The 19,870-nt window shown below is 72.2% G+C and carries 17 protein-coding genes and 1 pseudogene; 12 read left to right on the top strand and 6 right to left on the bottom strand.

Annotated elements, in window-relative coordinates:
- Nucleotides 1–21: 21 nt before the first annotated feature.
- The 6 genes and pseudogenes from ABZT03_RS01910 to ABZT03_RS01885 all read left to right on the top strand — a co-directional run bounded on the left by ABZT03_RS01910 (nt 22) and on the right by ABZT03_RS01885 (nt 4,862).
- Nucleotides 22–489 carry a helix-turn-helix transcriptional regulator gene (locus ABZT03_RS01910; protein ID WP_356032120.1) on the top strand — a complete coding sequence of 156 codons (468 nt, stop codon included), beginning with the start codon at nt 22–24 and terminating at the stop codon, nt 487–489.
- A gap of 21 nt (nt 490–510) precedes the next feature.
- Nucleotides 511–861: a hypothetical protein gene (locus ABZT03_RS01905; protein ID WP_356032118.1), complete on the top strand. Its 351-nt coding sequence runs from the start codon at nt 511–513 to the stop codon at nt 859–861.
- Complete coding sequence (locus tag ABZT03_RS01900) at nt 858–2,507, top strand: recombinase family protein (protein ID WP_356032115.1); 1,650 nt, start codon at nt 858–860, stop codon at nt 2,505–2,507. The genes ABZT03_RS01905 and ABZT03_RS01900 overlap by 4 nt, the downstream gene beginning before the upstream one ends.
- A gap of 116 nt (nt 2,508–2,623) precedes the next feature.
- A pseudogene (locus ABZT03_RS01895) lies at nt 2,624–3,535 on the top strand (AMP-binding protein); the annotation flags it as partial.
- On the top strand, nt 3,532–4,266 hold the full coding sequence (locus ABZT03_RS01890; protein ID WP_356032113.1) for an enoyl-CoA hydratase family protein: 735 nt from the start codon (nt 3,532–3,534) through the stop codon (nt 4,264–4,266). The pseudogene ABZT03_RS01895 and the gene ABZT03_RS01890, both read left to right, overlap by 4 nt.
- A complete protein-coding gene (locus tag ABZT03_RS01885) occupies nt 4,254–4,862 on the top strand; it encodes a TetR/AcrR family transcriptional regulator (protein ID WP_356032110.1) in 609 nt (202 codons plus the stop codon). Before ABZT03_RS01890 ends, ABZT03_RS01885 begins: the two co-directional genes overlap by 13 nt.
- A 108-nt stretch (nt 4,863–4,970) precedes the next feature.
- Here the strand turns inward: ABZT03_RS01885 and pdxH are convergent, their stop codons facing one another.
- Nucleotides 4,971–5,639: a pyridoxamine 5'-phosphate oxidase gene (pdxH, locus tag ABZT03_RS01880; RefSeq protein ID WP_356032107.1), complete on the bottom strand. Its 669-nt coding sequence runs from the start codon at nt 5,637–5,639 to the stop codon at nt 4,971–4,973.
- A gap of 315 nt (nt 5,640–5,954) precedes the next feature.
- Here pdxH and ABZT03_RS01875 point away from each other — a divergent pair, with 315 nt between their 5' ends.
- The gene (locus ABZT03_RS01875) at nt 5,955–7,055 is read left to right on the top strand and encodes a citrate synthase 2 (RefSeq protein WP_356032104.1); all 1,101 of its coding nucleotides are present in this window, start codon (nt 5,955–5,957) and stop codon (nt 7,053–7,055) included.
- A gap of 262 nt (nt 7,056–7,317) precedes the next feature.
- On the opposite strand, the gene iscB is transcribed toward ABZT03_RS01875, so the two are convergent.
- On the bottom strand, nt 7,318–8,973 hold the full coding sequence (gene iscB, locus ABZT03_RS01870) for an RNA-guided endonuclease IscB (protein WP_356032102.1): 1,656 nt from the start codon (nt 8,971–8,973) through the stop codon (nt 7,318–7,320).
- Nucleotides 8,974–9,320: 347 nt separating this feature from the next.
- On the opposite strand from iscB, the gene ABZT03_RS01865 reads away from it, so the two are divergent.
- Together ABZT03_RS01865 and ABZT03_RS01860 are read left to right on the top strand one after the other, a co-directional pair.
- The gene (locus ABZT03_RS01865; RefSeq protein WP_356032099.1) at nt 9,321–9,767 is read left to right on the top strand and encodes a GNAT family N-acetyltransferase; all 447 of its coding nucleotides are present in this window, start codon (nt 9,321–9,323) and stop codon (nt 9,765–9,767) included.
- Nucleotides 9,768–9,945: 178 nt separating this feature from the next.
- Nucleotides 9,946–11,352, top strand: coding sequence for a PAS domain-containing protein (locus ABZT03_RS01860; protein ID WP_356032096.1), 1,407 nt, complete (start codon nt 9,946–9,948; stop codon nt 11,350–11,352).
- Between the two features lie 41 nt (nt 11,353–11,393).
- Here ABZT03_RS01860 and ABZT03_RS01855 read toward each other — a convergent pair whose 3' ends face one another.
- Nucleotides 11,394–12,149 (bottom strand): SIS domain-containing protein, encoded by a 756-nt coding sequence (locus ABZT03_RS01855; protein ID WP_356032094.1) that lies wholly within the window; start codon nt 12,147–12,149, stop codon nt 11,394–11,396.
- A gap of 268 nt (nt 12,150–12,417) precedes the next feature.
- On the opposite strand from ABZT03_RS01855, the gene ABZT03_RS01850 reads away from it, so the two are divergent.
- Nucleotides 12,418–13,110 (top strand): metal-dependent transcriptional regulator, encoded by a 693-nt coding sequence (locus ABZT03_RS01850; protein WP_356032091.1) that lies wholly within the window; start codon nt 12,418–12,420, stop codon nt 13,108–13,110.
- Between the two features lie 554 nt (nt 13,111–13,664).
- Nucleotides 13,665–14,636, top strand: coding sequence for an alpha/beta hydrolase (locus tag ABZT03_RS01845; RefSeq protein WP_356032087.1), 972 nt, complete (start codon nt 13,665–13,667; stop codon nt 14,634–14,636).
- Nucleotides 14,637–14,710: 74 nt separating this feature from the next.
- Here ABZT03_RS01845 and ABZT03_RS01840 read toward each other — a convergent pair whose 3' ends face one another.
- From ABZT03_RS01840 to ABZT03_RS01830, 3 genes are all read right to left on the bottom strand, one after another.
- A complete protein-coding gene (locus ABZT03_RS01840) occupies nt 14,711–16,300 on the bottom strand; it encodes a transporter (protein WP_356032085.1) in 1,590 nt (529 codons plus the stop codon).
- Nucleotides 16,297–17,088 carry an ABC transporter ATP-binding protein gene (locus ABZT03_RS01835; RefSeq protein WP_356032082.1) on the bottom strand — a complete coding sequence of 264 codons (792 nt, stop codon included), beginning with the start codon at nt 17,086–17,088 and terminating at the stop codon, nt 16,297–16,299. Before ABZT03_RS01835 ends, ABZT03_RS01840 begins: the two co-directional genes overlap by 4 nt.
- A gap of 277 nt (nt 17,089–17,365) precedes the next feature.
- A complete protein-coding gene (locus tag ABZT03_RS01830; RefSeq protein WP_356032080.1) occupies nt 17,366–18,019 on the bottom strand; it encodes a bifunctional DNA primase/polymerase in 654 nt (217 codons plus the stop codon).
- A 329-nt stretch (nt 18,020–18,348) separates the two neighbouring features.
- Here ABZT03_RS01830 and ABZT03_RS01825 point away from each other — a divergent pair, with 329 nt between their 5' ends.
- Nucleotides 18,349–19,734, top strand: coding sequence for a transcriptional regulator (locus ABZT03_RS01825; protein ID WP_356032077.1), 1,386 nt, complete (start codon nt 18,349–18,351; stop codon nt 19,732–19,734).
- Nucleotides 19,735–19,870: the final 136 nt, after the last annotated feature.

Raw genomic sequence — 19,870 nt, 5'->3', positions numbered from 1 at the left:
CGTGCGCGGTATGTTCCACGCATGGAACAAGACTCTGAACGCGACCCAGAACAGACGAGACGCGAATTCGGCGACTGGCTACACGCCCGTCTCGAAGAACGTGGCTACGTCCTCACGCCACGTGGCGGGGGTCAATCTCGTTTCGCAGAAGACGCCGGCCTCGGCCGCTCCACGGTCGGGCGCATCCTCGGCGGCAAGGGCGCCACAGACACCGAAGTACTCAAGGCCATCGCGAAAGCCCTAGGTGTGCCCTACGGGGAAGTACTCGTGCGCGCCGGCATTACCACCTGGGAAGAACTCGCGGCGGTGCGAAGCCCTACACCGCCTGCGGCAACCGGCCGCTACCTAACTGCCGAGCAAGCTGCCGACGGCCTCGGATTCGCCGAGGGCGTCGAACCGGAACGGTCCGTGTTCATCGCCAGCACCAACGCACTACAAAACCAACACCAGGCCAGGACGGGAGGCGCCAACCGCGCCGCCGGAACCTGACCCTCAGATGGGAGAGACCGAATGAGAAACCGCGCCGACACCGTCGCCCCGTTACTCCTGAGCGTCGGGATAACCGGCGCCTCACTCGGTCTCGCCCTGAACAAACGACGGCTCGTCTGGGCCGGGTCCCTCGTAATGGCGCTCGGCGCCCTCGCAACCGTGCGCCGCACGATCCTGCACGCGCACCAGGCCAGTGACGACCAGCTCGCAACCGCCGAAAACACCGGCTACCGCAGAGCACTCGCCGACGTCGCAAGCGGCCGATTCGACGGGGACACGCCGCCCTCCCGGGGGGCGGCCAGCACCAAAGACAACGTTATCCACCTGCGCCCGCCCGAGGGCGGCTCACAACGCGAACGGAAGGCACAGTGACGAACCTGCACGTACCGCTCACGTTCCAAGGCTCACCGGCCAACATCGGCGAGCCTTGGATCGGGTACATCCGCGTGAGCACGTGGAAAGAAGAGAAGATCAGCCCCGAGCTGCAAGAGACAGCCATCACGGCATGGGCCAGGCGCACGGGGCGCCGCATCGTCGATTGGGTGGTCGACCTCGACGCCACCGGCCGCAACTTCAAGCGCAAGATCATGCAGGGCATCGAGCAGGTTGAACGCAGCGAACCCGTCGGCATCGCCGTTTGGAAGTTCAGCCGGTTCGGGCGCAATGATCTCGGCATTGCCGTCAACCTCGCCCGACTCGAACACGCCGGCGGCCAACTCGCCTCGGCCACTGAAGAGGTAGACGCACGTACGGCTGTGGGCCGCTTCAACCGCGCCATCCTGTTCGACCTCGCCGTTTTCGAGTCGGACCGCGCCGGCGAACAGTGGAAGGAGACGCACGAGCACCGGCGCAAGCTCAAACTTCCCGCCACAGGCCGACCGCGCTTCGGATACATCTGGCACCCGCGACGCGTGCCCGACCCCCAGGCGCCCGGCGGCATCCGACTGCAAGAGGAACGCTACGAACGACACCCCGACCTCGGACCCATTGGCGCCGAGCTGTACGAACGGAAGATCGCCCGCGACGGCTTCGCCACGCTCGCCCACTGGCTCAACGACGAGTTAGGCACCCCAACCACACGCGGGAACCGATGGGGAGTGAACACCGTTCAGCGCTACCTTGACTCAGGGTTCGGCGCCGGCCTGCTCCGCGTTCATGATCCGGAGTGCACATGCGGCCTCGGCCGAGACCACTTTTCCGGCTGCAAGGCCGGCCGCATGATCTACATAGCCGGCGCCCAACCGGCACTCATCACGCCGGACCAGTGGGCGGAATACCAGGACCATCGCGAGGACGTGAAGAAGACGCCCCCGCGCGCCCGCAACGCCATATACCCGACTACGGGTCTCGGCCGGTGCGGGCACTGCCGCGGCTCCGCCGTCGCCCGATCCGGCCGCGCCCCCAAGGGCGGCGGATGGATCCAAGGGCATACGTTCGTGTGCTTCAACCACAAGAACAAGGGAACGTCCGCGTGCCCGCCTGGCCTGTACGTCCTCCGGGACGAGGTAGAGGAGGAAGTCCGCGACTGGCTCGCGCGCGACGTCGCCGAGGACGTTGACAACGCGCCGGCCGTCCCCGCGCAGCGCACCGCGCCGCCGGACCCGCGGAGGCAGGCCGCCGAGACGCGGGCCCGCCTACAGGCCGAACTCGCCAAGATCGATGCCGCGCTCGACCGGCTCACCACCGATCACGTACTCGATCCTGACAAGTACCCAGCCGACACGTTCGCGCGCGTTCGTGACCAACTGCTGAGCCGGAAAGGCGAGTTGGTCGAGGGTCTGCAAGCCGTTGCCGACGACGAGGCCACGCCCGACCGCGCCGACTTCCGCCCACTGGTCGTTGGCCTGCTTGCGGAGTGGGAGACCATCAGCAACGTCGAGAAGAACGCGTTTCTACGTCAGCTCATCCGACGTGTCGTAATCACCAGCACCAAGAGCGACCAGGGCGCAAAATGGGCCCTCAGTCGCGAATATGAGATCCACCCCGTGTGGGAGCCCGACCCGTGGGCCGACCGCTAGAGCACGAACCATGCAGGCACGCTTGATTGTTTCTGTGCCCGCTGCCACTCTCTGAAAGTCGCACATCAGCGCACGGAGGGGGCCCGATGCTCGCGTGTCCTTTAGAACCACTGACCCACATCTACGGCCTCACCGCCCTGATGAACGCACCCCTGCGCCTGGGCGCCACCGTCGTCGTCCTGCCGCGCTTCGAACTGGAGACGTTCCTCGCCGCCATCCAGAACCACCGCATCACCGGCCTGTACGTCGCCCCGCCGATCGTCCTGGCCCTCGCCAAGCACCCGGCGGTCGCCCAGTACGACCTGTCCTCACTGAAGTACGTCGTCAGCGCCGCCGCCCCCCTGGACGCCGAACTCGCCGCCGCCTGTTCCCGAAGGCTCGGCCTGCCCCCGGTCGGCCAGGCGTACGGGATGACGGAACTCTCGCCCGGCACCCACGTCGTCCCCCTCGACGCCATGCACGACGCGCCCCCCGGCACCGTCGGCAAACTCATCGCCGGCACCGAGATGCGCATCGTCTCCCTCGACGACCCCGCCAAGGACCTCGGCACCGGCGAACCCGGCGAGATCCTCATCCGCGGCCCCCAGGTCATGAAGGGCTACCTCGGCCGGCCCGACGCCACCGCCGCGATGATCGACCCCGACGGCTGGCTGCACACCGGCGACGTCGGCCACGTCGACGCCGGAGGCTGGCTGTTCGTCGTGGACCGCGTCAAGGAACTCATCAAGTACAAGGGCTTCCAGGTCGCCCCCGCCGAACTGGAGGCCCTCCTCCTCACCCACCCCGGCATAGCCGACGCCGCCGTCGTCGGCACCTACAACGACCAGGGCAACGAGGTCCCGCACGCCTACGTCGTCCGCCAGCCCACCGCCACCGCCCTCTCCGAGGGAGAGGTCATGATGTACGTCGCCGAACGCGTCGCCCCCTACAAACGCGTCCGGCAGGTCACCTTCGTCGCCGGCGTGCCACGCGCCGCCTCCGGCAAGATCCTGCGCCGGCAGCTCAGGGAACCCAGGGAGGACTCATGACGTCGATTCGACGCACCCACGCGCGTGCCGTCGCGACCCTCAGCCTCGACTCGCCGGCCAACCGCAACGCCCTCTCGGCCGCCCTCGTCGGCGAACTCGCCGACGCGCTGACCGACGCAGCCAAGGACAGCGCCGTACGCGCGATCGTCCTCACCCACACCGGCAACACCTTCTGCGCCGGCGCCGACCTGCGCGACCCGCCGCCCGCCGACGCCCTGACCGGCCTGCTCCGGCAGATCGTCGAGCTGCCCAAACCCGTCGTCGCCCGGGTCACCGGACACGTCCGCGCGGGCGGCCTCGGCCTGCTCGGCGCCTGCGACATCGCCGCCGCCTCCACCGAGGCCGACTTCGCCTTCACCGAGGTCCGCATCGGCGTCGCCCCGGCCATGATCTCCCTGCCCCTCCTGCCCCGCACCGACCCCCGCGCCCTCGCCCGCTACTACCTCACCGGCGAACGCTTCGACGCCGCCGAGGCCGCCCGCATCGGCCTGCTCACCCTCGCCGGCGACAACGTCGACGCCGTACTCGAACCCGTCCTGGACGGCCTGCGCCGGTCCGCGCCCCAGGCCCTGGCCGAGACGAAGGCACTGCTCACGGCTAAGGTGCTGGAGAGCTTCGCCCGCGACGCGGAAGCGCTGGCCGGCCTCTCCGCCAGGCTGTTCGCCTCCGCCGACGCCCGCGCGGGCATGACGGCCTTCCTCGAACGACGGGACCCCCCATGGGTGGTGTGAGCACAGCCGAACGCGACCGCGCCCCCAAGCAGGACCGCAGCCGCGCCACCCGCCGCAGACTCCTCGAAGCCGCCGTGGCCTGCCTCGCCGAGCACGGCTGGGCGGGCTCCACCGTCTCCGTCGTCGCCGAACGCGCCGGCGTCTCCCGCGGCGCCGCCCAGCACCACTTCCCCACCCGCGAGGACCTCTTCACCGCCGCCGTCGAGTACGTCGCCGAGGAACGCTCCACCGCCCTGCGCGCCCTCTTCCCCGACGGCGCCGGCGACGACCGGCGCGCCGTCGTCGGCGCCCTCGTCGACCTCTACACCGGGCCGCTCTTCCGCGCCGCCCTGCACCTGTGGGTCGCCGCCTCCTACGAGGAACAGCTCCGCTCCCGGGTCACCGAACTGGAGGCGCGCGTCGGCCGCGAGACCCACCGCATCGCCGTCGACCTCCTCGGCGCCGACGAGACCCGCCCCGGCACGCGCGAGACCGTCCAGGGACTCCTGGACATGGCCCGCGGCCTCGGCCTCGCCAACCTCCTCACCGACGACGCGGGCCGCCGGGAGCGGGTCGTGGCCCAGTGGGGCGCACTCCTGGACGAGGTACTGCCCTGAGCGGGCCCCCACCGTCGGGGACCCAGCGCGCCTCGGGAACTGATCGGACCCTCGGGACCTGATCCGGCCCTCAGGGACGACCGCCCCTCAGGTACAGCCGCCCGCCCCTCAGGGGCTGAGCCGCTCCACGCGCCAGCCGCCGTCCGCCTCCGCGACGTACCGCAGCCGGTCGTGCAGCCGGTTCTCGCGGCCCTGCCAGAACTCCATCGCCCGCGGCGCCACCCGGAAGCCGCCCCAGTGCGGAGGTACCGGGACCTGCTCGCCCTCCGGATACCGCGCCGCCAGCTCCGCGTAGGAGGCGTCCAGAGCGGCGCGGCCGGCGACCACCGAGGACTGCGCGCTGGCCCAGGCACCCAGCTGCGAGCCGTGCGGACGGGAGCGGAAGTACGCCGCCGTCTCCTCCCGCCCGGTACGGCGCGCCACCCCCGTGACGATCACCTGCCGGGCCACCGGATGCCACGGGAACAGCAGCGAGACGTGCGGGTTCTCGGCGAGGTCGCGGGCCTTGCGGGAGTCGTAGTTGGTGTAGAACACGAAGCCCCGCTCGTCGAACTGCTTCAGCAGCACCGTGCGCGAGGTCGGCCTGCCCTCCGCGTCCGCCGTCGAGACGATCATGGCGTTGGGCTCGAAGAGCTGCCCCTCCGTCGCGGCCTGCTGGAACCAGCGCGCGAACTGCTGCACGGGAGAGGCGGCCAGATCGGCCTCGGCGAGGCCCTCGGCCCGGTACTGCTTGCGCATCGAGGCGGGATCGAGGGAGACGGCGTCCGGTTCGGTCACCCGGTCATCCTGCCGTACGCACGACCGCCGCCGCGGCGCACCCCACCGTCCGCGGATGGCACTCAGTGCCGCGGCACTCCCCAAAGGTGGCACCCGGAGATATGGTGCTGGTGCCATCCCGGTGGGTGACCCCCGGGCGCACCGGGCATCACCCGGGTGACCGCTCAGGACCGCGCGGCTTCGGACATCAGGGGTTCGCAGCACGGCCGCGGAACCACCGAGCGCCCACGCCGTCCGCCGCGTCCACCCACGCCATCGGTCCCACCCCGAGCAGCCGTGGCACCGACTGCCGCACCTACCGTGAGGAGCCGCCCGATGTCCGACTTCGTACCCGGACTCGAAGGAGTCGTCGCGTTCGAAACGGAGATCGCCGAACCGGACAAGGAAGGCGGCGCCCTGCGATACCGGGGCGTCGACATCGAGGACCTGGTCGGCCACGTCTCCTTCGGCAACGTCTGGGGGCTGCTCGTCGACGGGGCCTTCAACCCCGGCCTGCCGCCCGCCGAGCCGTTCCCGATCCCCGTCCACTCCGGTGACATCCGGGTCGACGTCCAGTCGGCGCTCGCCATGCTCGCGCCCGTGTGGGGACTCAAACCCCTCCTCGACATCGACGCCGAACAGGCCCGCGACGACCTGGCCCGCGCCGCCGTCATGGCCCTGTCCTACGTCGCCCAGTCCGCCCGCGGCCAGGGCCTGCCGATGGTCCCCCAGAGCGAGATCGACAAGGCCCAGTCCGTCGTCGAACGCTTCATGATCCGCTGGCGGGGCGAGCCCGACCCCAAGCACGTGGCCGCCGTCGACGCCTACTGGACGTCCGCCGCCGAACACGGCATGAACGCCTCCACCTTCACCGCCCGGGTGATCGCCTCCACCGGTGCGGACGTCGCGGCCGCCCTGTCCGGCGCCGTCGGCGCCATGTCCGGGCCGTTGCACGGCGGCGCCCCCTCCCGCGTCCTCGGCATGATCGAGGAGATCGAGCGCACGGGCGACGCCGAGGCGTACGTCAAGCAGGCCCTGGACCGCGGCGAGCGCCTCATGGGCTTCGGCCACCGCGTCTACCGCGCCGAGGACCCGCGCGCCCGCGTCCTGCGCCGCACGGCCCGCGAACTGGGCGCGCCCCGCTTCGAGATCGCCGAGGCGCTGGAGAAGGCCGCACTGGAGGAACTCCACAACCGGCGCCCGGACCGGGTCCTGGCGACCAACGTGGAGTTCTGGGCCGCGATCATGCTGGACTTCGCCGAGGTGCCGGCGCACATGTTCACGTCGATGTTCAGCTGCGCGCGCACGGCAGGCTGGTCGGCCCACATCCTGGAGCAGAAGCGCACGGGCCGCCTGGTCCGGCCGTCCGCCCGCTATGTCGGCCCCGGGTCACGCGGCCCGCAGGAGATCGAGGGATACGCGGACATCTCCCGCTGACCCGGGAAACGCAGGCGACCCGCGAGCTCGGATCCTCCGCCTGGGGCGGGGGCGCCGGCCGGACTCACCGGCGAGCTCGCGGGTCGGGTGACTGCGTTGGATTAGGCCGGCTGCGTACGACGCGCGCACGCTGGTCCGGCACCGCAGTGGATGGATGGCGGACCGCTAGCCCGCAGCCACCTCACGCGTCCGGGTTTCACTCATGTACCCGATCACCTCCCTTCTCATGTGAACGCCACATTAGGCAGCGCGCTGGAGGCGTTCAAGTGATTTTCGGGAGTTCCGGCGGCGCGGGTTCCGCCCGGACCGCGTAGCCGTATCCGTCACCTCGCTGCACCAGGCGCAGGTTCCGGTGGCGGACGTTGAACCGGCCCACCGCCGTGGTGAGGCTGTGCTGCCCCGTCGCCCGGACGGAGATCCGGCCCGTCCAGGTTCCGGCCCATGAGCCGAAGGGCACGACCGCGCGTACCAGATCCCCGGTGGCGTAGCCGAAGTGCCGCTTCCGGCGGGGCCGCAGAAGACGCGGGAAGCCGTACCGGTCGGGAGTGGTGCGGGCGTAGGAGCCGCGGCCGGTGGCTGTGACGAGCAGTACCTGGTCGGGGAACCGGACGATCAGGCCACCGTTCTCGTGATCGAGGCGGCCGACGGACAGGGCGTCCAGGGTGTGCGTCTTGGGCAGGCCCATCGCGTCGCGGTTCGCCTTGGTGAGGTGGCCCGCCCAGGCGTGCACGGGTATGCCGAGCGACTCCAGCGCTTCCGTGAGCAGCCGCTGGATCGCGTTCATGGCGGCGGCGTCACGGAGCGGTGCCCGGGTCTGCTCGAGGATTCTGGCCAGCAGGCCGGGTCGGCGGGCGAGGAAGGATTCGACGGACGAGGTGCCCTTCGCCCTGTTGCACGGGACGCAGGCGAGGGCGAGGTTCGAGACGCGACTCGATCCTCCCCGGCTGCGGGGGATCAGATGTTCCTTGTTCAGGGGCACGCCGGTGGCGCCGCAGTAGGCGCAGGCGCTGTTCCACTTGGCGCGCAGGTAGGCGCGTGCGGTGGTGCCGGCGAGGGGGCCCCGCGCGTACTCCGCACCGCGCAGCGGCCTGCCCGCGCTCAGGGAGTGGGTGTCGAAGCCGGCGCGCTCCAGGTGGATCGCGGTGACGGGTGCGCAGCGGGACAGACGGCGGGCGATCGAGAAGGTGGTGTCGACGCGGTGACGCAGGGAGGGCGGGAGCCATCGCTGCGGGTGGGTGCGGTTCTTCGAGCGCGGTGCGCGGTAGCGGCGGTTCGCCGAGCGGCGTCTGCCGCGGTAACCGGCGCGCTGGATCATGGAGTTCCGGATCTGCGCGCCCCGGTGTCGGAGTTCGATCGAGACGAGCCCCCGGCGGACGGTGACGACACGGCCTCCAGCGGTTTCCCTCCTCTCGTCGGTGAGGACGAGGCCGGTGCCCGTGGAGCCGGGGTCGACGCGCAACTGCACGCCGTCGACCTCCGACTCGGCGCGTGTGCGGCCCTTCAGCCGAAGCGTGAAGGGCACCTGCCGGGCGACCACGGCTCTTCCTCCGTCCAGCAATTCTCGGGCGCGGGCGGGGTGGCAGGGCATGAGCGGCTGTCCGTCCCTGGAGAGGACGAAGACCCGTCCGGCGCCGGTGCCGCCCGTGTACGACGGACCGCGTGCGGAAGCGTCACCGCTCCCGTTCTCTGCCGCCTCGGCCGCCGTGGCGGCGGACTTGGCGTGACGCCGGCGGAGCGAGGTGCCTTTTCCGCCGGTCTCCCCTCGCCCATGTTCCCTGCCGGTGCTCCGCCGGGTGGCGGGGTGTCCGTGAGCCGTTTCGTCCCTGCTCCCAGGGGTGTCTGCTCTCACGGATTCCAGAGCGGGCTGCTGAGGAAGCACAGCCTGGTGGGTCTGCTCACCCGCAGGAAACGTAGTCATCGGGGCACCTCCCTGATCCCGGGACCGTGATGACTGGGGCTGGTCACTCGACGACCTCGTGGTCGGGGAGCGAGTGACCTCCTTTCAGCGTGGAACCGACGGTAGGGTCCGAGTTCCGTACGGCGCATGCGGAAGCCGGGAAACAACCCGTTCTGGCGCATCCGCCGCGTTTCCCGCCCGCGGCCGCTGCCGCTGCCTGCTCCGGCCTCGTGGGCGACGAATGTCGCTGTCGTAACTCGGCCTGATCGCCTAGCTTTCCGACCATGAGACAGCGACGCGCGATTCTCAGCGGACCGACCTTCGAGGACCGGGATCGAGGCGCACGCGCGACGGAAGGCGATCCGCCGGTGTCTGATCTTCGAATCGCGCCCGTCGTGGGCGACCCCATGCTCGAGGAGTGGCGGCGGGTGCACAACGTCGTGGTGCCGCCTGCCGCCCTGGAGTTCGACGAGGTGCGGGAGCGGAGTGGGCGCAACCGGCTGGAGAACGCCTATCTCGGGGACGTCCTGGTGGGGTGCTCGACCGTCCGGCCGCCGGTCGGTGAGGACGCGGTGGCCACCGTCATCGCGCGCGTGCTGCCCGGGTTCCGGCGGCGGGGCTTCGGGACCGCGCTGTACGAGCGGGGTCTCGCCCACGCGCGCGGTCTGGGCGCCCGGGTGATCGAGACCTGCGTGCTGGCCGTCAACGAGGACGGGGTGCTGTTCGGGCGGGCCCACGGGTTCGTTGAGACCGACCGGTATGTACTGGACGGCGAGACCGACGAATGGCTCGACATGCGGCTGGAGCAGCGGTAGGCGGCGGCCTTGACCTGCGGCAGGGCCCGCGCGTGACAGACCGTCGCGTTTCCGGCACACAACGATTCCTTCAATCTTGCGGGAACTCGATGTGTGCTGCGTCACGTTCCAGTTAGATGATTGCAAGTGAGCGAACCGACGCGCCGTACGTGCGGACGCAGCTTGGCAGGGGGTCCAGGTGAGTGCTTCTCGGCGTAGTGGGACCACCGACGAGCTCGGTCCGGACGAACCCGGACGCGAAGGTCCCGAGGGACCCGGTGGTTCGGATCTTCTTGCCGCCCTGCTCGACGGCATGGACGCGGCCCTGTGCGCTTTCGACGCCGACGGTGTGGTCACCCACTGGAACCGGGAGGCCGAACGCATCCTCGGCTGGACCGCGGCCGAGGCCGTCGGGCGGCACGGGTTCGCCGGGTGGGCCGTGCGTCCCGCTGACGCCGAGGAGGTCCAGGGGCGGCTGATGTCCGCCATGCACGCGCCCGGCCGGCAGGTGCACGAGTTCGCCCTGCTGACCAAGGACGGCGGACGCGTCCTGGTGCGCACCCAGTCCGCCGCCGTGCACGGACCCGACGGGAAACCGGCCGGCGTCTACTGCGCCTTCAGCGAGGTGCACGCGCAGATCGACCTGGAGCGGTCCATCGCGCTGAGCGAGGCGCTCCTGGAGGACGCGAGCTGGGGGGTCGTGCTGGTCGACGTCGACCTGCGGCCCGCCGTGGTCAACGCGTACGCGGCCCGCGCCCTCGGCGCCGGGCGCACCGCCGTGCTCGGGCGGCCCCTCGGGGAACTGCTCTCCCAGGGCGTGGAGGAACTGGAGGGCGCGCTCACGCACGTACTGGCGGAGGGCGCGCCGCCCGCGCCCGCCGAACTGTGGGTGGGGGTGCGCACCCCGGAGGGCGAGCAGCGGCGCTGCTGGCGCAGCGGCTTCCTGCGGCTGGCCTCGCCGCTCGCCGAGGAGCCCGTGCCGCTCGGTGTGGGCTGGCTCTTCCAGGACGTGACGGAGCACAAGCAGGGTGAGCAGGAGGCCGCGCTGCTGCGGTTCAGGGCCAACCAGCTGCACCGGGCCGCGCGGGCGGCCGCCGAGTGCGAGGACCCGCGTGAGGCGGCCACCGTCCACCTGGACTTCGCCCTGGCCGGATTCGCCGACCACGCCCTGATCGACCGGGTGGCGGGCGGCGCGCTCTCCGACGCGGAGCCGGCCGCGCCGGTCCGGCTGGTCCGGGTCGCGGCCACGCCCGCCGGGGCGCCGGGTCCGAGTCTGCTCACCGGGCAGGCCGGGCTGCCCGTGCAGTACGGGCAGGGGCATCCGGCGCTGCAGTGCGTGGAGCGGGCGGGGTCCGTGCGGGCGAGCGCGGGGTCGGTGCCGGCCGACCAGTCGCGCGAGTGGGCGATCGGCCGGCAGTGGCCCGGCGACGCGGTGCACGCCCTGTGCGCGGTGCTGCGCAGCCGGGGGCGGACGCTGGGCGTGGTGACGTTCCTGCGCGGCGCCGGCCGGCCCCAGTTCGAGCGCGCCGACGCGACCTACGCGGAGGACGTGGCGGCGCGCATCGCGGCGGCGCTGGATCTGTCGGGCGTGGCGGGGGAGCGGTAGAGGGGTCTCCGGCCGCGGGACGCCGCCCCCTCCCGCCCCGTTCAGTGCCGGTAGAAGATCCGGTCGCCGTACTCCTCCATGACGCGGCCGTTCCACTCGTGGCCGCCGTCCACGTTGCCGGAGCGCAGCAGCGGGGGGTCGATGCCGCGGTCGGCGAGGGAGCCGGCCGCTGTGGCCATGACCGCCTGGAGGAGGGCCGAGGTGACGACGGTGGAGGCGGGGGCGAAGGGGGCGGGGACGGTGTCGACGGTGAGTTCCGCGTCGCCGACCGCGATCTTCGAGTCGAGGACGATGTCGCAGTGGTCCTTGAGGTACGTGCCGGAGACGTGCCGTGAGCGGGTCTCCGTCGCGTACGCCACCGATGTCACGCCGATCACCTTCACGCCCAGCGCGCGGGCGTTGACGGCCATCTCCACGGGGAGCGCGTTGCGGCCGGAGAGGGAGATGATCACGAGGGCGTCGCCGGCGCGCAGCGGTGAGGAGTCCAGGACGGCGCTCGCGAGCCCGTCGACCCGCTCCAGCGCGGAGCCGAGTGTGGCCGGCATGACGTCGACGCCGACGACGCCGGGGACGACGAGCAGGTTCATCAGGGCCAGTCCGCCGGCGCGGTAGACCACGTCCTGCGCGGCGAGCGAGGAGTGGCCGGCGCCGAAGGCGAAGAGGCGGCCGCCGGCGGCGACGGTGTCGGCGAGCAGGACGCCGGCGGCGTCGATGCTGTCGGCCTCCTCGTCGCGGACCCGCTGCAGCAGGCCGATCGCCGCGTCGAAGAACTGGCCGGCCAGCGTGCGGTCGCTCATACGGGGCCCTTCCGAGCGTCGGGGGTCTGTGTCGCGAATCACGGTGGATCACGGTGCGGTCTGGACCAGCGTGGTGTCAATACGGCGGTGGGGGAGCGCTGGTGGCCGGGGTGGCCGAGCGGGTGGGCCCGGCCGCGAACGGCCGTGTGGCCGCCCGGTTTCCCCGGCGCGGCCCGGTTGTCGGTGCTATGCGTCAGAATTGGGTCCAGGGCCAGCGCACGCGCCGCGGAGCCGTCGCGCTTCCGGCAGAGCTAATCGAGGGGCACGTATGTCCGGACTGATCGACACCACGGAGATGTATCTCCGCACCATCCTCGAGCTGGAGGAGGAAGGTGTGGTCCCCATGCGCGCCCGGATCGCCGAGCGGCTCGACCAGAGCGGACCGACGGTCAGCCAGACGGTGGCGCGGATGGAGCGGGACGGCCTGGTGTCCGTCGCGAGCGACCGCCATCTGGAGCTCACGGACGAGGGCCGCCGGCTGGCGACCCGGGTGATGCGCAAGCACCGGCTCGCGGAGTGTCTGCTCGTCGACGTGATCGGCCTGGAGTGGGAGCAGGTGCACGCCGAGGCGTGTCGCTGGGAGCACGTGATGAGCGAGGCGGTGGAGCGGCGCGTGCTGGAGCTGCTGAGGCACCCGACGGAGTCGCCGTACGGCAATCCCATCCCGGGCCTGGAGGAGCTGGGCGAGAAGGACGGCGCGGACCCGTTCCTGGACGAGGGCATGGTGTCGCTGGCCGACCTCGACCCGGGTGCCGACGGGAAGACGGTCGTGGTGCGTCGCATCGGCGAGCCCATCCAGACGGACGCGCAGCTGATGTACACGCTGCGCCGGGCGGGTGTGCAGCCCGGTTCGGTGGTCAGTGTGACGGAGTCGGCGGGCGGGGTCCTGGTGGGCAGCGGTGGCGAGGCCGCCGAGCTGGTGTCGGACGTCGCCTCGCACGTCTTCGTGGCCAAGCGCTGAGCTGCGCGGGAGCGGCCTGTGCTGCTGCCGCGGGTGTTCAACTGGCGTTGTGGGTGGGGTAGTTGTGGCGTGGCGTCGGCGCCGTCGAATCCGAGATTGGCGGGTCCGAGGCGCAGCGCTCGAGGGCTTCGCGTGCGAGGCTGTCGCGTGAGGCATATGACCGGAGGGGCTCGGGGCGGTGGCCCGGCGGTGTGGTCGCCGGACCGGGGAGAGGGGCGGGAGGATGCGCCGCAGACGAACAGAGGGCCCCGGCGCCGTGTGGCGCCGGGGCCTGTCCTCCCCTGTGCTGACCCGGAGCCCCGAGCTCTCAGGGTCATTCCCCTCGGACCGTTTTCCCCGAGCGGTCCGCCTCCCGCTGAAGATCTCCCCTCGGTGGCGGCGATCATTCCTTGAGAGGGGTCACTCGAACGAGGGGTGTTGCTCGCAGAAAGAGCATTTTCGAATACCCATTCGATAGCCTGCGGGGTGACGGGTCACGCAGGGCGTGCGCTACAAGGATGTGCACGAAGCACCGGCAGGACAGCGGTACGCGAAGCTAGGGGGGTGCCAGGACCATGGCGCGACGCATCGACGTGACCGGGGCGGGCGGCGTACGTCTCGCGGCCTGGGAGTTCGGCGACCCTCCCAAGGCCGATCCGGCACACCTCGTACCGGGCCAGGCCGCCCCGCTTGCCGGCTCCTCGCCGCCGGACGGGTCGCCGCCGCCCGACGGCTCCGTGCCGCACCCTCGGACCCCGGCCGGCGAGCCCGCGCACACCCCGGGCGTGCTGTTACTGCACGGCCTGATGGGCCGCGCCTCCCACTGGGCCTCCACCGCCCGCTGGCTGTCCGAGCGGCACCGCGCCGTCGCCCTCGACCAGCGCGGACACGGCCAGAGCGACAAACCCGCGCACTCGTCCTACACGCGGGAGGCGTACGTCGAGGACGCCGAGGCCGCCGTCGAGCAGCTCGGTCTCGGCCCCGCCGTCCTGATCGGCCACGCCATGGGCGCCCTGACCGCCTGGCAGCTCGCCGCCAGACGCCCCGACCTCGTCCGCGGTGTGGTCATCTGCGACATGCGGGCCTCCGCGCTCGGCGCCGCCTCGCAGCGCGAGTGGGAGGACTGGTTCAGGGCCTGGCCGATGCCCTTCGCGACGCTCGCCGACGTACGCAAGTGGTTCGGCGAGGACGACCCGTGGGTGGAGCGCCCCAACCCGTCGCGCGGCGCGTTCTACGCCGAGGTGATGCAGGAGTCCCCGGACGGCTGGCGTCCGGTCTTCGAGCCGCAGCAGATGCTGGAGTCCCGCGAGACCTGGGTCTACGACGCGCACTGGGAGGAGCTCGCCCAGGTGCGGTGCCCCACCCTGGTCGTGCGCGGCCTCGACGGCGAACTGGGCCGGGCCGAGGCCCAGGAGATGGTCCGCGTCCTGCCCCGCGGGGAGTACGCCGAGGTGGCGGACGCCGGCCACCTCATCCATTACGACCAGCCCGAGGCGTGGCGGGCGGCCATCGAGCCCTTCCTCGACGGCGTGCTCACGGCGCCCTGAACCGCACCGGACCGGGAGACGGGCGGCGCGGGAAGACCGGGCACGGCGGACAGTGCGGCCACCGGGGGGCGCGGTCAGCCCTTGCTGACGGCCGCCAGGATCTCCGGCAGCCGCCGTGCCGTGCGCGGCGCGGCCAGCCGCAGACCCAGCAGCGTGAGCGCCGCGCCGTACCCGGCCCCCGCCGGCAGCAGCAGCCAGGTCCAGGTGTCGCCGTCCGCGCTCACGTTCAGCCAGATCGCCGCCGCGATGACGGGGGAGCACAGCAGGGCGGACGCGATCATGCCGCCGAAGATCGAGACCCAGGCCAGCCCGGTCTGCCCGGGAGCGACGTTCTTGTAGCCCTCCTGCGGAATCGAGTAGGGGAAGCGGGCCGAGGTCCACGCGCCGGTCGCCAGCATCGCGCCGAGCAGCGCGAAGGACAGGCCGAGCGCCTCCGGCAGCTTCCGCCAGTCGCCGAGCAGCGCCGTCGTCAGCACGGTGACCAGCGTGGCGTACGGCAGGGTCACCAGAAGCAGGGCCAGCGCCCGGCCGCGCAGCTCGACGTAGGCGTCCCGGGCGCCTGAGATGGTCAGCGCGACCATCCAGAAGGCGGAGGTGTCCTGCCCGAACTGGTTGTACATCTGGATGCCGAGCATCCCGGCGGCGAAGCAGGCGAAGTAGACGGAGCCGGTGCCCTGCACCGCGTTGAACACCGGCACGATCAGGCCGATGGCCAGCGACGTCACCCAGGCCGCCTTGGTCTTGGGGTCGCGCCAGATGTAGCGCAGGCTGCGTTCCATGACGGTGCCGGTGCGCCCGGCGGGCAGCAGCCGGGCGAGGCCGCCCGAGGTCCGCTCCCGGGCCGGTGAGTCGGCGGCCTGGAGGGTCGATCCGTCGGGCGCGGTCATCAGCCGGGTCAGGTGCCGCGACCACACCGCGAGGAGCGCCACCAGCGCCGCCGCGCCCAGCGCGAGCTGCGCGACCGCGACGCCGTAGGAGCCCTCGCTCGCCGACCGCACGGCGCCGATCGCCGACGCGGGCGGCACCCAGCGCAGCACCTCGGCCGCCGGGTCGAGCTGCGCGAGCCCGGAGGAGCCCAGGCGCTGCGCCCCGAAGTTGACCAGCTGTGCGCCGATGGCCACGACCAGTCCGCTCAGCACCGCGAGGTCGCGGCCCTTGCGGCTGGTCAGCAGCCGTACGTTGGCGGCGGCCACGGCCCGCGCGAGGGCCACGCACACCAGCAGCGCGAGGGGCACGGCGACGACGCCGGCCATCCAGGCGGCACCGCCGTGCGCGAGTGCGACCACGGAACCCGCCAGCAGGCAGAGCGTGAACAGCGGCCCGATGCCCACCAGCGAGGCCACCAGCAGGGCCCGCACCAGCGGCCGGGGCCGCAGCGGCAGCATCACCAGGCGGGTGGGGTCGAGCGTCTCGTCGCCGCTGGGGAAGAACAGCGGCATCACCGCCCAGCCCAGCGCCAGAACCGCGACCAGCAGCACCACCACGGACTCGGCGTGCGCGTGCCCGCGCAGCGCGATCAGGCCGAGCAGTTGCAGCGCGGCGAACAGCAGCGTGACGGCGGCCGACGCGATGTACGCGGCCCGCCGCCCGCCGGACTGCCGGAGCCCGTTGCGCAGCAGCGACAGCTTCAGCCGTACGACGACGGGGGTGACGTCGGAACTCATCGCGCCCCGCCGCCCAGCCAGTCGAGGTCGGAGCCGCCGGCGCGGTCGCCCGCCCCGACGAGTTCCAGGAACGCCTGCTGGAGGGAGGGTGCCTCCCCGCGCACCTCCGCGAGGGTGCCGTGGGCGCGGATACGGCCCGCCGCCATGACGGCCACCCAGTCGCACAGCGACTCGACGAGTTCCATCACGTGGGAGGAGAACACGACGGTGGCGCCGGAGGACGTGTACCGCTCCAGCACACCGCGGATGGTCTGCGCGGACACCGGGTCGACGCCTTCGAAGGGCTCGTCGAGGAAGAGGACCTCGGGATTGTGGAGGAGGGCGGCGGCGAGACCGATCTTCTTGCGCATGCCCGTGGAGTAGTCGACGACCAGCTTGTGCTGGGCTCCCGCCAGGTCGAGGACGTCGAGGAGCTGGGTGGCACGTTTGTCGACCTCGGCGCCGGGCAGGCCGCGCAACCGGCCGGAGTAGCCGAGCAGTTCGCGTCCCGACAGCCGCTCGAAGAGCCGCAGCCCCTCCGGCAGCACCCCGATCCGCGCCTTGACCGCGACCGGGTCGCGCCAGACGTCGTGCCCGACGACCTCGACGCTCCCCTGATCGGGCCGCAGCAGTCCGGTCACCATCGACAGGGTGGTGGTCTTCCCGGCACCGTTGGGACCCACCAGCCCGATGAACTTCCCGGCGGGCAGCTCCAGATCGATCCCGGCCACGGCGACCTGCTGCCCGAACCGCTTCCAGAGCCCCCGCACCCGCACGGCCGCCGCGTCCGCCACTCGTCCCTCCGTCATGCGAGCACCCTACGGGGCGGCAGCCGGCCCGAGGGGCGCGGGGAACCGCGCGACGGGCACCGCGCGCCCGCGCCCCGCGACCGCCGGCCGGTTTGCAGCGGTCCGCCGTCGTCCGCGGCCGTCCGCGGCTGTTCGCGGCTGTTCGCGGCTGTTCGCGACTCGGCAGGCGCGACGGCGAACGGCTACCGGACCGGCCGCACCCGCGGGCGAGCGGCTACCGTCCCCGATGCACGCGACGGCGAGCGGCTACCTCCCCGCCGTACGCGACGCCGAACGGCTACCGGTCCCGGCCGCACGCGTACGCCAGCGGGGAGACCAGTTCCTCCGCGTCGGGCAGCCACCGGTTGGCGGGGGTCGGCCGGCACGCCCATTGCACGGCCCCCCGCGACCCGAAGCGCGTGGGCGGCCCGGCCACGTAGGAACCCTCGCCCAGCGCGACCAGGTCGAGCAGGGAGGGGCTCCAGCCGAGCTTGCGCACCAGGTCCGGCGTCTTCGCCGCGGCGCCAGGCAGGACGAAGAAGTGCATCCGGCGGTCCGGGGTCAGCGTCACGGGACCGAGCGTCAGCTCCATCCGCTCCATCCGGGCCAGGGCGAGGAATCCGGCCGTCTCGGCGACGGACAGCGCGTCGAAGGTGCGGCCCGTCGGCAGCAGGATCGACGCGGTGGGGTGCGTGGACCACATCCGGCGCGCCACGGTCGGACTGCCCGTCGCCTGCGTCGCCCAGTCCTCGCGCGCCGGGTGTGCGCCGGGGGCGGCGCACACCGCGTCGCCGCAGGAGCAGTACTGCACCCCGTCGACGGCTTCCAGCCAGGTCCCGGGGAAGACGTCCCAGTGGCGTTCCTCGGCGTAGCGTACGGCTGTCTCCAGCAGCGATTCCCCGCGCTGCTTCGGAATCTGAGCGGCTTCGGTGCCCGCGATCGTCTCGTCCACGCTCCACTCAACTCCCGCGTCCACCTGGAGTTACGGGGGTAGCGCGCGCGGGGGAGGAGCATCGATTCAGCGCCTGGGGCGCATGGATGCACGGGTGGGGGCGCGCAGGAGGATCCGCGACGGCGGCTGGGTACCCAGGTGAGGGGTCGGGCTTTCGTCTTTACCCCGGCAATCCTCGCATGCCTCGCATTTTCGGTATGTCCGCGGGGCATTGATCTTCCCGGCCGGATCTTTGCGGTGCACCGACCGGTGCAGCGTGACGCTCGCGGTCGCGAAAGACATGTCAACTCGGTGCGTGGGCAGGCACCGCAGCCACAGGGGGTACGCCAATGGCCGCAAGGCCGCTCGTCGCGCGGCAGCCGAACGAACGACTGCAGGCGCTCATCCAGGAGGCCGGCTGCTCGAACGCGGGGCTGGCCCGCCGGGTCAACATGTGCGGTGCCGAGCACGGCCTCGACCTGCGCTACGACAAGACGTCCGTGGCCCGCTGGCTGCGGGGACAGCAGCCGCGCGGGCGCGCCCCGGCGATCATCGCCGAGGCGCTGGGCCGCAAGCTCGGCCGGACGGTCACGATCGACGAGATCGGCATGGCCAACGGCAAGAACCTCGCCTCGGGCGTCGGTCTGCAGTTCTCGCCGACGGTGCTGGGGGCCATCGAGCAGGTCTGTGAGCTGTGGCGCAGCGATGTCGGGCGCCGCGACTTCCTGTCGGGGTCCTCCGTCGCCGCGTCCGCGCTGGTCGAGCCGAGCCGTGACTGGCTGATCTCCTCGCCGGACTCGCAGGTGGCGCGGGCGGCGGGACCGCGGGTGGGGCAGTCCGACGTGGCGGCCGTGCGCGCGATGACCCAGGCGCTCACCGATCTGGACCACCAGTACGGCAGCGGGCACGTGCGCCCGGTCGTCGTGCACTACCTCAACAGCGTGGTGTCCGGGCTGCTGGCCGGCTCCTACCGGGAGGCCGTGGGACGCGACCTCTTCGCGGCGGTGGCCCGACTGACCGAACTGGCGGGCTACATGGCCGTCGACACCGGTCAACCGGGCCTCGCCCAGCGCTACTACATCCAGGCCCTGCGTCTCGCGCAGGCGGCGGGGGACCGCGGCTACGGCGGCTATGTGCTCGCCGCGTCCATGAGCCACCTCGCCGCGCAGCTCGGGAACCCGCGCGAGATCGCCCAGTTGGCGCGGGCGGCGCAGGAGGGGGCGCGCGGTCGGGTGACCCCGCGTGCCGAGGCGATGTTCCACGCGGCGGAGGCGCGCGGGCACGCCCTGCTGGGCGACGCGCGGGCCGCCCAGGCGGCGTCCGGGCGGGCGATCGGCGCGCTGGAGTCGGCGGACGCCGCCTCCGGGGACGACGCGGCGTGGATCGCGCACTTCGACGAGGCCTACCTGGCCGACGAGTTGGCGCACTGCCACCGCGACCTGGGGCAGGCCGACGCGGCGGCGCGGTGCGCGCAGGAGTCCCTGGACGGCCATCCCGAGACCCGGGCGCGTCGGCGGGCCATCGGATATGTGCTCCTCGCCACGGCGCAGGTGCAGCAGCGTGAGGTGGAGCAGGCCTGCAACACCGGTATGAAAGCTGTCGAGTTGCTGGAATCGCTGCGCTCCAACCGGGGCGCGGAGTACCTGGAGGACCTCCAGACGCGACTGGAGCCGTACCGGGAGGAGCCGGTGGTCAGGGAGTTCGGGGCGCGCCTGGAGTTGCAGGCGGCCGCGTGAGAGGGGTCCGCGGACGCATGAACGTGCGGGGAACGGCGGGTTGATTCGCGCCGGGGACATGTACAGCGGTCCGCGGACCGGTTCTGTTACCGCCGTCACAGGGAAGGAGGTCCCGTCCTGAGCTGCGTGGCACCGG

It is taken from the genome of Streptomyces sp. NPDC005574 (assembly GCF_040605435.1).
In the GTDB taxonomy this organism is placed as follows: Bacteria; Actinomycetota; Actinomycetes; order Streptomycetales; family Streptomycetaceae; genus Streptomyces.
The sequence above is the reverse complement of the archived record's forward strand: the minus strand, read 5'-3'. Positions and strand labels throughout refer to the sequence as shown.

Bases quoted from the DNA above. Each gene is read 5' to 3' on its own strand.
- ABZT03_RS01910 (WP_356032120.1), top strand. From the start codon at position 22: ATGGAACAAGACTCTGAACGCGACCCAGAACAGACGAGACGCGAATTC.
- ABZT03_RS01905 (WP_356032118.1), top strand. From the start codon at position 511: ATGAGAAACCGCGCCGACACCGTCGCCCCGTTACTCCTGAGCGTCGGG.
- ABZT03_RS01890 (WP_356032113.1), top strand. From the start codon at position 3,532: ATGACGTCGATTCGACGCACCCACGCGCGTGCCGTCGCGACCCTCAGC.
- ABZT03_RS01885 (WP_356032110.1), top strand. From the start codon at position 4,254: ATGGGTGGTGTGAGCACAGCCGAACGCGACCGCGCCCCCAAGCAGGAC.
- ABZT03_RS01875 (WP_356032104.1), top strand. From the start codon at position 5,955: ATGTCCGACTTCGTACCCGGACTCGAAGGAGTCGTCGCGTTCGAAACG.
- iscB (WP_356032102.1), bottom strand. From the start codon at position 8,973: ATGACTACGTTTCCTGCGGGTGAGCAGACCCACCAGGCTGTGCTTCCT.
- ABZT03_RS01855 (WP_356032094.1), bottom strand. From the start codon at position 12,149: ATGAGCGACCGCACGCTGGCCGGCCAGTTCTTCGACGCGGCGATCGGC.
- ABZT03_RS01850 (WP_356032091.1), top strand. From the start codon at position 12,418: ATGTCCGGACTGATCGACACCACGGAGATGTATCTCCGCACCATCCTC.
- ABZT03_RS01845 (WP_356032087.1), top strand. From the start codon at position 13,665: ATGGCGCGACGCATCGACGTGACCGGGGCGGGCGGCGTACGTCTCGCG.
- ABZT03_RS01840 (WP_356032085.1), bottom strand. From the start codon at position 16,300: ATGAGTTCCGACGTCACCCCCGTCGTCGTACGGCTGAAGCTGTCGCTG.
- ABZT03_RS01835 (WP_356032082.1), bottom strand. From the start codon at position 17,088: ATGACGGAGGGACGAGTGGCGGACGCGGCGGCCGTGCGGGTGCGGGGG.
- ABZT03_RS01825 (WP_356032077.1), top strand. From the start codon at position 18,349: ATGGCCGCAAGGCCGCTCGTCGCGCGGCAGCCGAACGAACGACTGCAG.